Consider the following 12,331-nt stretch of genomic DNA (forward strand, 5'->3'; position numbering starts at 1 on the left):
GTCAGGCCCGGCGGGCGTCGTAGGTCTCGCGGGCGGTGAGGACCTCGTCCATCCGGCCCTCCACGCAGTGGATGAGGGCCAGCAGCCGCTCGGCGACCTCGCGGCCGAGGGAGGTCAGCTCGTAGTCCACGCGGGGCGGGTTTGTCGGCTGGGCCTCGCGGTGCACCAGACCGTCCCGTTCCAGCGCGTGCAGGGTCTGCGAGAGCATCTTCTCGCTCACCCCGTCGACGCGGCGGCGCAGTTCGTTGAAGCGCAGGGACCCCTGGTACAGGGCACCGAGGGTGAGTGCGCCCCAGCGTCCCGTGACGTGCTCCAGCGTGCCGCGCGAGGGGCAGGCCTTGGCGAACACGTTGTACGGGAGGTCCTGCTCCGCGGCGGGCTCCGGCATGATGCTCATGGCTTGAGCGTACGCGAACACAGCGCGAACCGGCAGATTGCGCTAACTGTCGGCCAGTGCTCGCTGGGCGGGTGAGCGGCGTCGACCGGTGGCCGAAGACCTGTGTCCACCGCGGGCCGCCCCCGACGTGGGCGCCGGGCCGGCCGGCCCGGTCAACCGGCATCACTCGATCGAGTGGTTTTCCTATGGGATGTCCCGGATCGGTGCCCCGCCACCTCATGGGGTCAGGGGCGGATGTGCCCCGCACGGTACCGCCCGGTTAGGTTGCAGGCATGAGCGAGGATGTTCGACTGGTCGCCTGGGTGCGCGGACACGTCCAGGGCGTGGGTTTCCGCTGGTTCACGCGGGCCACGGCGCTGGAGATCGGCGGCCTGAGCGGCTTCGCTCTCAATCTGGCCGACGGCCGCGTGCAGGTCGTCGCCGAGGGGTCCCGCGCGGCATGCCAGCGCCTTCTCGCCTGGCTGGAGGGCAGCGACACGCCCGGCCGGGTCGAGGGCGTCACCGAGATCTGGGACACACCACGCGGCGGCTACGACGGCTTCGCCATCCGCTGAGCCCACCTCGCCGCCGTCCCGGCACGCGGCGGACCGCACCTGCCACCGGCATGGGCCCGGAGGCAAAACGGCAGGTGATTGCGGAGAGGCACTTGCCGCGGCACGCTTCGCACGGCAGGATGATCGCCACGCCCCCCGGGGCCCGCAGGAGCCGCAGCGCCACCGATTTCCGGTCGCGCGCCCCCGGGACGCCCATCGGTACGGGGCGTGATCGTGTTGACCGTCAAACTTTTTGGTGAGACGCTGAAAGCCCGCGCACCTCAGCTGTTTGGCATGGAAGAACGGCACGAAAAACTGAACAGTGCCAAGCACCACGGGTGCGAATCCCTCACGACCCAAACCGCTTCGGTCGGTCACTCATTGTGGAGGACCATCCATCATGGCAAAGGCGCTTCTCGGTTACGTCGGCGGCTCCGACCCTCGACTCCTCGCCGAGATGCGACGGCTCCAGCAGCGTGTCCAGGACCTGGAATCCGAGCTGGTACGAATCCAGGCCGAGAACGACGCGCTGGCGGCTGCCGCTTCTCACGACAGGATCATGGAGCGCGTGGACGCACACCAGGCGGAGCCTGCGCTCACCTGATCACTGCATCGGCACAGCGACACAGTGGTTGGGCTGCCCGTATCAACCGCTCAGTCGTCAGAGTCGCAAGGGACGCTTCGGCGTCCCTTCTTTCTTGCCCCCGCTCTTCCCCCCTGGGACCCCTCGGCCCTGTCCGGCCCGCCCGGTCCCGGCCCGCGCCCGGCCTTCCTTGCCCCCTGCATCCTTTCAGTCTCTTCAACGTCTGGTGTGCCCTGCGTGTACACGGGTGAAACCGCGCGGTTGCGAGGGTTCATGAAGTGCGGTAGCGGCGGCGGGTAAAGTCCGACGGCGTGCACCTCAAAGCCCTGACCCTGAGAGGGTTCAAGTCGTTCGCCTCGGCGACCACGCTCCGGTTCGAACCGGGGATCACGTGCGTCGTCGGCCCGAACGGCTCGGGCAAGTCCAACGTCGTGGACGCGCTCAGCTGGGTCATGGGCGAGCAGGGCGCCAAGTCGCTGCGCGGCGGCAAGATGGAGGACGTCATCTTCGCCGGCACCACCGGCCGCCCGCCGCTGGGCCGCGCCGAGGTGTCGCTGACCATCGACAACACCGACGGGGCGCTGCCCATCGAGTACGCCGAGGTCACCATCACGCGGATCATGTTCCGCAACGGCGGCAGCGAGTACCAGATCAACGGCGACACCTGCCGCCTCCTGGACATCCAGGAACTGCTCTCCGACTCCGGCATCGGCCGCGAGATGCACGTCATCGTCGGCCAGGGGCAGCTCGACTCCGTGCTGCACGCCGACCCGATGGGCCGCCGCGCCTTCATCGAGGAGGCCGCCGGCGTCCTCAAGCACCGCAAGCGCAAGGAGAAGGCGCTCAGGAAACTGGACGCGATGCAGGCGAACCTCGCCCGCGTCCAGGACCTCACCGACGAACTGCGCCGCCAGCTCAAGCCGCTGGGCCGCCAGGCGGCCGTCGCCCGCCGGGCCGCCGTCATCCAGGCCGACCTGCGCGACGCCCGCCTGCGCCTGCTCGCCGACGACCTCGTACGCCTCCAAGAGGCCCTGCGCGCCGAAGTCGCCGACGAGGCCGCGCTGAAGGAACGCAAGGAGAACGCCGAGCGCGAACTGCGCAAGGCGCTCCAGCGGGAGGCGCTCCTGGAGGACGAGGTGCGCCGGCTCGCCCCGCGCCTGACCCGCGCCCAGCAGACCTGGTACGAGCTGTCCCAGCTCGCCGAACGCGTCCGCGGCACCGTCTCGCTCGCCGACGCCCGGGTGAAGAGCGCGACCTCGGCCCCCGTCGAGGAACGGCGCGGACGCGACCCCGAGGACCTGGAGCGCGAGGCCGCCCGCGTCCGCGAACAGGAGGCCGAGCTGGAGGCCGCCCTGGAGGCGGCGCAGCGGGCGCTCGAGGACACCGTCACCCACCGCGCCGAACTGGAACGCGAACTCGCCGCCGAGGAACGCCGCCTGAAGGACGCCGCCCGCGCCATCGCCGACCGCCGTGAGGGCCTGGCCCGGCTCAGCGGCCAGGTGAACGCGGCCCGTTCCCGCGCCGCCTCCGCCCAGGCCGAGATCGACCGCCTGGCCGCCGCCCGCGACGAGGCCCAGGAACGCGCCGTACGCGCCCAGGAGGAGTACGAGGCGCTCAAGGCCGAGGTCGACGGCCTCGACGCCGAGGACCACGACCTCGCGGAACGGCACGACGCGGCGAAGGCCGCCCTGGCCGAGGCGGACGCCGCCCTCACCGCCGCCCGCGAGGCCGCCACCGCCACCGAACGCCGGCGCGCGGCGACCCAGGCGCGCCACGACGCCCTGGCCCTCGGGCTGCGCCGCAAGGACGGTACGGGCGCCCTGCTCGACGCCACGGACCGGCTCACCGGCCTGCTGGGCCCGGCGGCGGAGGTCCTGACGATCACCCCGGGCTACGAGACCCCCCTGGCGGCGGCACTCGGCGCCGCAGCCGACGCACTGGCGGTCTCCACCCCCGCCGCGGCGGCCGACGCCATCCGCCTGCTGCGCAAACAGGACGCGGGCCGCGCGGCCCTGCTGCTCGCCGGAGCCCCGGAGCCCCCGTGCCGGCCCGCTGCCGGCCCCGGCGACGGCCTGAACGCGCCCGGCTCGCACGGCGCAGGGGCCGCCACTGACGCGACCGGCCCGGCGGCGGTCTCCGGTGTTCCCGCCGCGACCGGCCCGGCGGCGGCCTCCGGCGCTCCCACCCTGACCGGTCCGGGCGACGACGCTCCCCGCGGCCCCGTCGCGACCGGCCCTCGGGCCGGCGGGGACGGGCCGGGGGCAGGGCACCGGTTCGCCGCCGATCTCGTGCGCGGGCCCGCCGACCTCATGCCCGCCGTACGCCGGCTGCTGCACGGCATCGTCGTGGTCGGCACCCTGGAGGACGCCGAGGACCTGGTCTACGCGCACCCCGCGCTCACCGCGGTCACCGCCGAGGGCGACCTGCTCGGGGCGCACTTCGCGCAGGGCGGTTCGGCCGGGGCGCCCAGCCTCCTCGAAGTGCAGGCGTCCGTCGACGAGGCAGCGGCCGAGCTGGCGGACCTCGCCCTGCGCTGCACCGAGTCGGCCGAAGCCCAGCAGCGGGCCGCCGAGCGGCGCGGGGAGTGCGCCGCGCTCGTCGAGGAACTGGGCGAGCACCGGCGCGCGGCCGACCGGGAGAAGTCGGCGGTGGCACAGCAGCTCGGGCGGCTCGCCGGTCAGGCGCGCGGTGCCGCCGGGGAGGCCGAGCGGTCCACGGCCGCCGCTGCCCGCGCCCAGGAGGCCCTGGACCGGGCCCAGCAGGAGGTGGAGGAACTCGCCGAACGGCTCGCCGTCGCCGAGGAGACCCCCGTCGAGGAGGAGCCCGACACCTACGTACGGGACCGTCTGGCCGCCGACGGCGCCAACGCCCGGCAGACCGAGATGGAGGCCCGTCTCCAGGTCCGTACGCACGAGGAACGGGTCAGGGGCCTGGCCGGCCGGGCCGACTCCCTGGACCGGGCCGCCCGCGCCGAACGCGAGGCACGCGCGCGTGCCGAACAGCGGCACGCCCGGCTGCGCCACGAGGCGTCCGTCGCCGAGGCCGTCGGCGCCGGGGCGCGGCAACTGCTGGCGCACGTCGAGGTCTCCCTGGCCCGCGCGGAGCAGGAGCGGGCCGCCGCCGAGACCGCCAAGGCGCACCGGGAACGGGAGCTGACCGCGGCCCGCGCCGAGGGGCGCGACCTGAAGGCGGAACTCGACAAGCTGACCGACTCCGTCCACCGGGGCGAGGTGCTCGGCGCGGAGAAGCGGCTGCGCATCGAGCAACTGGAGGCCCGGGCGCTGGAGGAGCTGGGCGTCGAACCGGCGGGCCTGGTGGCGGAGTACGGGCCGCACCAGCCCGTACCGCCCTCGCTGCCGGCCGAGGGGGAGGAGCTGCCGGAGGACCCGGAGCACCCCCGCAACCGGCCCCGCCCCTTCGTCCGCGCCGAGCAGGAGAAGCGGCTGAAGGCCGCCGAGCGCGCCTACCAGCAGCTCGGCAAGGTCAACCCGCTGGCCCTGGAGGAGTTCGCGGCCCTGGAGGAGCGGCACAAGTTCCTCAGCGAGCAGCTGGAGGACCTGAAGAAGACCCGCGCCGACCTGCTGCAGGTGGTCAAGGAGGTCGACGAGCGCGTCGAGCAGGTCTTCACCGAGGCCTACCGGGACACCGCACGCGAGTTCGAAGGCGTCTTCGGCCGGCTCTTCCCGGGCGGCGAGGGCCGTCTCGTGCTGACCGACCCGGACAACATGCTGACCACGGGCGTCGACGTCGAGGCGCGCCCGCCGGGCAAGAAGGTCAAGCGGCTCTCCCTGCTCTCCGGCGGAGAGCGCTCGCTGACCGCCGTCGCGCTGCTCGTGTCGATCTTCAAGGCCCGTCCGAGCCCGTTCTACGTCATGGACGAGGTCGAGGCGGCCCTCGACGACACCAACCTCCAGCGGCTCATCCGCATCATGCAGGAGCTGCAGGAGGCCTCGCAGCTCATCGTGATCACGCACCAGAAGCGCACCATGGAGGTGGCCGACGCCCTGTACGGCGTCTCCATGCAGGGCGACGGTGTGTCGAAGGTCATCAGCCAGCGGCTCCGCTGAACAGGCACGTCCGCGGCGACCGGGTCCGGGGCGACCGCGTTCACGCGGGCGCCGGCGTGCACGCGCACGCCGACCGGGCCCCGGCCCGCGTTCCGGCGCCCGCGCGCGCCTCGTGCTCCTTCGCGTGTCCGCGCGGCTTCGGGGTAGTCGGAGCATGTCCCGCTACTTGATTTCAATACTTGAATGCAAGCTCGCCACGCGGGTGGGGCAAACTCACAGCAGAAGAAGTATTGACTTCGAAACTTGAAGGCATAGTCTCTGCAACGTTGCTTTCACCTTCAGGGTCTCAAGACCCGGGAGGGCTGACCCCACCCCGGCAGCGCTGCCGGAGTGCCCGAGGAGTACACGTGACCAGCACAGCGCAGGCGCCGAAGCCAGGAGCCGGTACGGCTCACCCCGATCATCTCGGGCATGTCATCTTCATCGCGGCGGCGGCCGCCATGGGCGGGTTCCTCTTCGGCTACGACAGCTCCGTGATCAACGGCGCCGTCGAGGCCATCCGGGACCGCTACGACATCGGTCCCGCCGCGCTGGCCCAGGTCATCGCCATCGCGCTGATCGGCTGTGCCGTCGGCGCCGCCACCGCGGGCCGCATCGCCGACCGGATCGGCCGCATCCGCTGCATGCAGATCGCCGCCGTCCTGTTCACCATCAGCGCCGTCGGCTCGGCCCTGCCGTTCGCCCTGTGGGACCTGGCGCTGTGGCGCATCATCGGCGGCTTCGCCATCGGCATGGCCTCCGTGATCGGCCCCGCCTACATCGCCGAGGTCGCCCCGCCCGCCTACCGGGGCCGGCTCGGCTCCTTCCAGCAGGCCGCGATCGTCGTCGGCATCGCCATCTCGCAGCTGGTCAACTGGGGTCTGCTCAACGCCGCCGGCGGCGACCAGCGCGGCAAGCTGATGGGCCTTGAGGCCTGGCAGGTCATGCTCGGCGTGATGGTCGTCCCGGCCGTCCTGTACGGCCTGCTCTCCTTCGCCATCCCCGAGTCCCCGCGCTTCCTGCTCTCCGTCGGCCGCCGTGAGAAGGCCCGCGCGATCCTCGCCGAGGTCGAGGGCGAGAAGACCGACCTCGACGCCCGCGTGGCCGAGATCGAGAACGCCATGCGGCGCGAGCACAAGTCCACCTTCAAGGACCTGCTCGGCGGCGGCTTCTTCTTCAAGCCGATCGTCTGGATCGGTATCGGCCTGTCGGTCTTCCAGCAGTTCGTCGGCATCAACGTCGCGTTCTACTACTCCTCGACGCTGTGGCAGTCGGTCGGTGTCGACCCGACGCAGTCGTTCTTCTACTCCTTCACGACGTCGATCATCAACATCATCGGCACCGTGATCGCGATGATCTTCGTGGACCGCATCGGCCGCAAGCCGCTCGCCCTCATCGGCTCGGTCGGCATGGTCGTCGGTCTCGCCCTGGAGGCGTGGGCGTTCTCGTACCACCTGGTCGACGGCAAGCTGCCCGCCACCCAGGGCTGGGTCGCCCTGGTCGCCGCCCACGTGTTCGTCCTCTTCTTCGCCCTGTCCTGGGGTGTGGTCGTGTGGGTCTTCCTCGGCGAGATGTTCCCGAACCGGATCCGTGCCGCCGCCCTGGGCGTGGCCGCCTCCGCGCAGTGGATCGCCAACTGGGCCATCACGGCGAGCTTCCCGTCGCTGGCCGACTGGAACCTGTCCGGCACCTACGTGATCTACACGGTCTTCGCCGCGCTCTCCATCCCGTTCGTCCTGAAGTTCGTCAAGGAGACGAAGGGCAAGGCACTGGAGGAGATGGGCTGAGCCTCGCAAGAGGTCCATGAACCCGAGGAGAAGGGCCAAAGTCCCCGCTGCCCCTCTCCTCGAACCGTCCGCCGCCCCCGCTCGGTCACCACCGAGCGGGGGCGGCGGTTCTTTCCGTACGTCACCGGACGAGGACACCCGCCCCCGGCCGGTTCCCGGGCACCCGCCCCCGGCCGGTTCCCGGGCACCCGCCCCCGGCCGGTTCCCGGGCACGCGCCCCCGGCCGGTTCCCGGGCACGCGCCGCCTGGATGCCGTCCTGTCCCGCCCGTCCCGCCCGTCCCGTCGCGGGACGGGATGCCTGCCACGCCCCGGCCGTCCGAGGGCCTGCGACGGCGGCGGCGGTCGCGTCCGCGCGGGAGCGCGGCGACGCGCGCCCGGCCCGCGAACTCGGCCGTCGGCGGTCACCATGTCCGGGCGGGAGCGCGGAGCCGCCCGGCCGCAGTCTGACTGCCCTGTGTGGCTCTGGTTCGCGGCGGGCGAGGCCTCCGTCCGGGAACTCGGCCGGCGCCCCGGTCTCCACCTGCACGTCCGTTCGGCGCCGCGCACCTGCGACAGGACACGCGCCAAAGGGACCGTACGGCGTGCGCCCCCCCCCGCACCGCCGGACGCCAGGACCGCGGACCGGCTGGATCGGTCCGGTCCTCCGAGTTGTGGTCCTGCGGTCACGCCGGCGTGGAAGGACAAGACGAAACCCCCTCCGCTGCCGGGCAGCGGAGGGGGCAAGGGAGCGGTCGGTCCGGGCGGCGCCCGGCGCGGCTCGGGTCAGAGCGCGAGCGACTCCTGCCGCTCGGCGGACCGCGCGCCCGCCGTGCCCGGCGTCACCACCGCCGGCTTGGGCAGCACCACGTACAGCAGACCGGAGATCACGATCGTGGCGACCCAGCCGAGGCCGTACTCGCCGATGACGTTGTTGTGGGCGAGCGGGCCGGTGAACCAGTCGGACGTGGTGAACATCAGACCGGCGGCCAGGCCGATCGCCCAGGCGGCCACCGCGGCGGGAGAGAAGCCGCCCTTGTACCAGTAGGCGCTGGTCCGCGTCGTGTCGGCCATGGCGGCGCCGTCGTACTCGGTGCGCCGCAGCATGTCCGCGCCGAAGACGCCGACCCAGGCGGAGAAGGCCACCGCGAGCAGCGACAGGAAGGCGATGAACGAACCCATGAAGCTGGTCGCCACCAGCATCAGCACCCCGCCGAAGGCCAGCGAGATCACCGCGTTGACCGAGACCGCCCAGTGCCGCGGCACCTTGAAGCCGAGGGTCTGCGCGGTGAAGCCCGCCGAGTACATCGACATCGAGTTGATCAGCAGCATGCCGATCAGCGCGATCAGCAGGTACGGCACCGCGATCCAGGTCGGCAGGATCTCGCCGAGGAAGGAGACCGGGTCGGAGGCCGAGGCCAGGTCGGGCGTGGAGACCGCCATCACCGCGCCCATCAGCACCATCGGCAGGACGACGATGCCGGCGCCGCCGACCGAGGTGCCCACGATCGCCCTGGACGAGGCGGTGCGCGGCAGGTAGCGGGTGAAGTCCGGCGCGGTCGGGATCCAGCTGACGCCGCCCGCCGCGATCATGCCGATGCCGGTGATCACCGCGGCGGTGGAGCCCGCAGAGTGCGCGAACACCTTCGACCAGTCGGTGTCGACGATCAGGTAGACCAGCACCAGGACGGAGAAGAGGCCGAAGAGGTAGGTCGCGTACTTGTTGCACTTCTGGACGGCGTTGATGCCGAGGCCGGAGATCGCGAACGTGGCGACGACGAAGATCAGCAGCATCACCAGGTCGAGCACGCTGTTCGCCTTCAGCCCGAAGACGATGTCCAGCACGCTGAGCATGGCGTAGGCGCCGGTCACCGCGTTGATCGTCTCCCAGCCCCAGCGGGCGACCCAGATCAGCGAACCGGGCAGCAGGTTGCCGCGCTGGCCGAAGACCGCGCGGGACAGAGCCATGCCGGGCGCGCCGCCGCGCTTGCCCGCGATACCGATGAGGCCGACCAGGCCGTACGACACCACGGGCGCGGCGGCGGCGCAGACGAGCGCCTGCCAGAAGTTGAGGTGGTACGCCACGACGAGGCTCGCGCCCATGGTGAGCAGCAGCACGCTGATGTTGGCGCCGACCCAGGTGGGGAACAGTTCGCGGGTCCGTGCGGTGCGCTCACGGTCGGGCACCTGTTCGATGCCGCGGGTCTCCAGGGCGCCTTCGCCCTCGGCGGTATTGCTCATGAAGAAGGGTCCGTGCCTCGTTCGTGGGGGTGGGGTGCGGCTCGCGGGGGAGCGGCGGGCGCCGTCCGAGCGGCGATGTCGGGACTCTACGCGTGTTGACCCACGCACCACCATCGTACTTTGATACTACTCGCGTCTTTAGGTGGCGTTTGTCTCTTGGGTGAAGCCACAAGCCGCCTCCAGCCGGGGCCCATGGCTGATACTGGACGCGTTATGGAAACCATCATCCTTGCTGTAGTCATCGCCGTGGTGGTGCTCGGCGCGCTCGGCGGGCTCGTCGTCGGCAGCCGGCGGAGGAAGCCGCTGCCCCCGCCACCGCCCAGCCCGCCCGACATCACCGCCGCCCCTCCGGCCGAACCGCACGTCGGCGACGAGGCCGAGACGCCGCGCGAGGAGCCGCGGCGGACGATCGAGGAGGTGGACCTTCCGGGCGGCTCGGCCCCCACCGCCGTGGAGGAGCCGCCCGTCGTCGAGGAACTCCCGGTCCCCGAGATCGAGGTCCCCGAGCCCACCGCCGGCCGCCTGGTCCGGCTGCGCGCCCGTCTCTCCCGGTCGCAGAACGCCCTGGGCAAGGGCCTGCTCACCCTGCTGTCCCGCGAGCACCTCGACGAGGACACCTGGGAGGAGATCGAGGACACCCTGCTGACCGCCGACGTCGGCGTGCAGCCCACCCAGGAGCTGGTCGACCGGCTGCGCGAACGCGTCCGCGTGCTCGGCACCCGCACCCCCGAGGAGCTGCGCGCCCTGCTGCGCGAGGAGCTGCTCACCCTGGTCGGCCCCGACCTGGACCGTACGGTGAAGACCGAGCCCGCCACCGGCAAGCCGGGCATCGTGATGGTCGTCGGCGTCAACGGCACCGGCAAGACGACCACCACCGGCAAGCTCGCCCGGGTCCTGGTCGCCGACGGCCGCAGCGTCGTCCTCGGCGCCGCCGACACCTTCCGTGCCGCCGCCGCGGACCAGCTCCAGACCTGGGGCGAGCGGGTCGGTGCCTACACCGTGCGCGGTCCGGAGGGCGGCGACCCCGCCTCCGTCGCCTTCGACGCGGTGAAGGAGGGCAAGGAGATGGGCTCCGACGTGGTGCTCATCGACACCGCCGGCCGGCTGCACACCAAGACCGGCCTCATGGACGAGTTGGGCAAGGTCAAGCGCGTCGTCGAGAAGCAGGCCCCGCTGGACGAGATCCTGCTCGTGCTCGACGCCACCACGGGACAGAACGGCCTGGTCCAGGCCCGGGTCTTCGCCGAGGTCGTGGACATCAGCGGCATCGTGCTGACCAAGCTCGACGGCACCGCCAAGGGCGGCATCGTGGTCGCGGTCCAGCGTGAGCTGGGCGTCCCGGTCAAGCTCATCGGCCTCGGTGAGGGCGCGGACGACCTGGCGCCCTTCGAGCCGGAGGCGTTCGTCGACGCCCTGATCGGCGACTGACGGCCGGCGCGACCGCCGGCCGCTCGCCGGCCCGCGCCCGCACCGGCAGCGGCGCCCGCCCCCGGGATCCGGTGGGGACGGGCGCCGCTGCCGTGTGCGGCGCAGGCCGCCCGGTGCTTCCGCGGCGCGGCGAGACCGGCCGCCGCGCCCGCACCGGGCGAGCAGTCAGGCCGAGGCCGCCTCACAGGGCGAGCAGTCCGGCCGCCGTCTCCCGGAAACCGCACGCGTCGATGTAGAAGGGGCGCAGGCCGGCCTCGTAGTCGACGTGCAGCCACGCGCACCCGGCGGCGCGCGCCCGCCGGGCCGCCGTCGCGACCAGCTCGGCCCCGACCCCGTGCGACCGGTGGTCCGGGGCCACCACCGTGTCCAGCAGGAAGGCGTGGCCCCCGCCGTCCCAGGCGACGTTGACGAAGCCGATCAGGCGGCCGTCCCGGCGGGCGCAGACCCAGCCGAGGCTGTGCCGCAGCAACCGCTCCCGCCACTGGCCCCGGCCGGCCGGATACCCGAAACCCCCGGCGTGCAGCGCGTCCAGCGCGGCGTCCTCGACCTCGCCCCGCCACTCGTAGGTGATCGTCATCAGGCGATCGTACGGGGCCGCCCCGTCGCCCGGCCGGAGGAACGATCCTGCGCCGACGCCCCGCCGGACCGGGCGGACCGCACCGCCCCCGGGAGTCCTACCCCCGGGACCGGTGCGCCACGTACGCCAGCGTGCCCAGCAGCAGGCGGGCCTCCGGGGGGTCGGCCGTGTCGAGCGCGGGGGAGCGGAGCCAGCGGACCGGGCCCCGGCCGCCCCGGTCGGAGGGCGGGGCCGTGAGGTACGTACCCGGGCCGAGGCCGCGCAGGTCGAGGGCGGCCGGGTCGTCCCAGCCCATGCGGTAGAGGAGTGCGGGCAGCTCGGCGGCGGCGCCGGGGGCGACGAAGAAGTGGACGCGGCCGTCCGGGGTCGCCGTCACCGGGCCGAGGGGCAGTCCCATGCGCTCCATCCGGGCCAGGGCGCTGCGCCCGGCGGGCTCGGCGACCTCGATCGCGTCGAACGCGTGCCCGACCGCCAGCATCACCGAGGCCCCCGGGAGCTCGGCCCACGCCCGGCTCACCTCGTCCAGCGTGGCCCCGGCCGGGATGCCGGGCGCGAACTCCAGCGGATGCGCGCCCGGGGCCGGGCAGTCCGTGCGCCCGCAGGAACACGCGCCGCCCACGGCCCGCGCGCCGCGCACCACGTCCCAGCCCCACAGTCCCGTGTACTCGGCCACCGCGGTGCACTCCGACGAGCGGTACGACCGGCCGCGCCGCCGCGCGCCGGAGCGGATCTCGCGAATGCCGCCGATCGTGAACCCCATGC

General features: G+C 72.9%; 9 protein-coding genes. 5 read left to right on the forward strand and 4 right to left on the reverse strand.

Translation table 11 applies throughout. From position 1 onward, the window contains the following. Position 1 precedes the first annotated feature (1 nt). Complete coding sequence (locus IG64_RS30760) at positions 2-397, reverse strand: winged helix-turn-helix transcriptional regulator (RefSeq protein ID WP_037862153.1); 396 nt, start codon at positions 395-397, stop codon at positions 2-4. 272 nt (positions 398-669) lie between these two features. Here IG64_RS30760 and IG64_RS30765 point away from each other — a divergent pair, with 272 nt between their 5' ends. From IG64_RS30765 to IG64_RS30780, 4 genes are all read left to right on the forward strand, one after another. Continuing rightward, the gene (locus tag IG64_RS30765) at positions 670-951 is read left to right on the forward strand and encodes an acylphosphatase (RefSeq protein WP_037862154.1); all 282 of its coding nucleotides are present in this window, start codon (positions 670-672) and stop codon (positions 949-951) included. A gap of 379 nt (positions 952-1,330) precedes the next feature. Continuing rightward, the gene (locus IG64_RS30770; RefSeq protein WP_018567931.1) at positions 1,331-1,534 is read left to right on the forward strand and encodes a hypothetical protein; all 204 of its coding nucleotides are present in this window, start codon (positions 1,331-1,333) and stop codon (positions 1,532-1,534) included. A gap of 290 nt (positions 1,535-1,824) precedes the next feature. Continuing rightward, complete coding sequence (locus IG64_RS30775; protein WP_037862155.1) at positions 1,825-5,580, forward strand: AAA family ATPase; 3,756 nt, start codon at positions 1,825-1,827, stop codon at positions 5,578-5,580. A gap of 347 nt (positions 5,581-5,927) precedes the next feature. After that, positions 5,928-7,346: a sugar porter family MFS transporter gene (locus IG64_RS30780; protein WP_037862156.1), complete on the forward strand. Its 1,419-nt coding sequence runs from the start codon at positions 5,928-5,930 to the stop codon at positions 7,344-7,346. A 763-nt stretch (positions 7,347-8,109) separates the two neighbouring features. Here IG64_RS30780 and IG64_RS30785 read toward each other — a convergent pair. Next, positions 8,110-9,564, reverse strand: a complete 1,455-nt coding sequence (locus IG64_RS30785; protein ID WP_037862157.1) for a cytosine permease — start codon at positions 9,562-9,564, stop codon at positions 8,110-8,112. A gap of 213 nt (positions 9,565-9,777) precedes the next feature. Here IG64_RS30785 and ftsY point away from each other — a divergent pair, with 213 nt between their 5' ends. Further along, positions 9,778-10,992: a signal recognition particle-docking protein FtsY gene (ftsY, locus tag IG64_RS30790; RefSeq protein WP_037862159.1), complete on the forward strand. Its 1,215-nt coding sequence runs from the start codon at positions 9,778-9,780 to the stop codon at positions 10,990-10,992. 181 nt (positions 10,993-11,173) lie between these two features. Here ftsY and IG64_RS30795 read toward each other — a convergent pair whose 3' ends face one another. Both IG64_RS30795 and IG64_RS30800 read right to left on the reverse strand, forming a co-directional pair. Further along, entirely contained in the window at positions 11,174-11,569 is a 396-nt protein-coding gene (locus IG64_RS30795) for a GNAT family N-acetyltransferase (RefSeq protein WP_037862161.1), read from the reverse strand. A gap of 97 nt (positions 11,570-11,666) precedes the next feature. Beyond that, positions 11,667-12,329: a bifunctional DNA primase/polymerase gene (locus IG64_RS30800; protein ID WP_037862162.1), complete on the reverse strand. Its 663-nt coding sequence runs from the start codon at positions 12,327-12,329 to the stop codon at positions 11,667-11,669. Positions 12,330-12,331 lie beyond the last annotated feature (2 nt).

It is taken from the genome of Streptomyces sp. NRRL S-340 (assembly GCF_000720185.1).
In the GTDB taxonomy this organism is placed as follows: Bacteria; Actinomycetota; Actinomycetes; order Streptomycetales; family Streptomycetaceae; genus Streptomyces.

What these genes read in the sequence shown, in the direction of transcription:
- IG64_RS30760 (WP_037862153.1), bottom strand. Translation starts at nt 397, where the DNA reads ATGAGCATCATGCCGGAGCCCGCCGCGGAGCAGGACCTCCCGTACAAC.
- IG64_RS30765 (WP_037862154.1), top strand. Translation starts at nt 670, where the DNA reads ATGAGCGAGGATGTTCGACTGGTCGCCTGGGTGCGCGGACACGTCCAG.
- IG64_RS30770 (WP_018567931.1), top strand. Translation starts at nt 1,331, where the DNA reads ATGGCAAAGGCGCTTCTCGGTTACGTCGGCGGCTCCGACCCTCGACTC.
- IG64_RS30785 (WP_037862157.1), bottom strand. Translation starts at nt 9,564, where the DNA reads ATGAGCAATACCGCCGAGGGCGAAGGCGCCCTGGAGACCCGCGGCATC.
- ftsY (WP_037862159.1), top strand. Translation starts at nt 9,778, where the DNA reads ATGGAAACCATCATCCTTGCTGTAGTCATCGCCGTGGTGGTGCTCGGC.
- IG64_RS30795 (WP_037862161.1), bottom strand. Translation starts at nt 11,569, where the DNA reads ATGACGATCACCTACGAGTGGCGGGGCGAGGTCGAGGACGCCGCGCTG.
- IG64_RS30800 (WP_037862162.1), bottom strand. Translation starts at nt 12,329, where the DNA reads ATGGGGTTCACGATCGGCGGCATTCGCGAGATCCGCTCCGGCGCGCGG.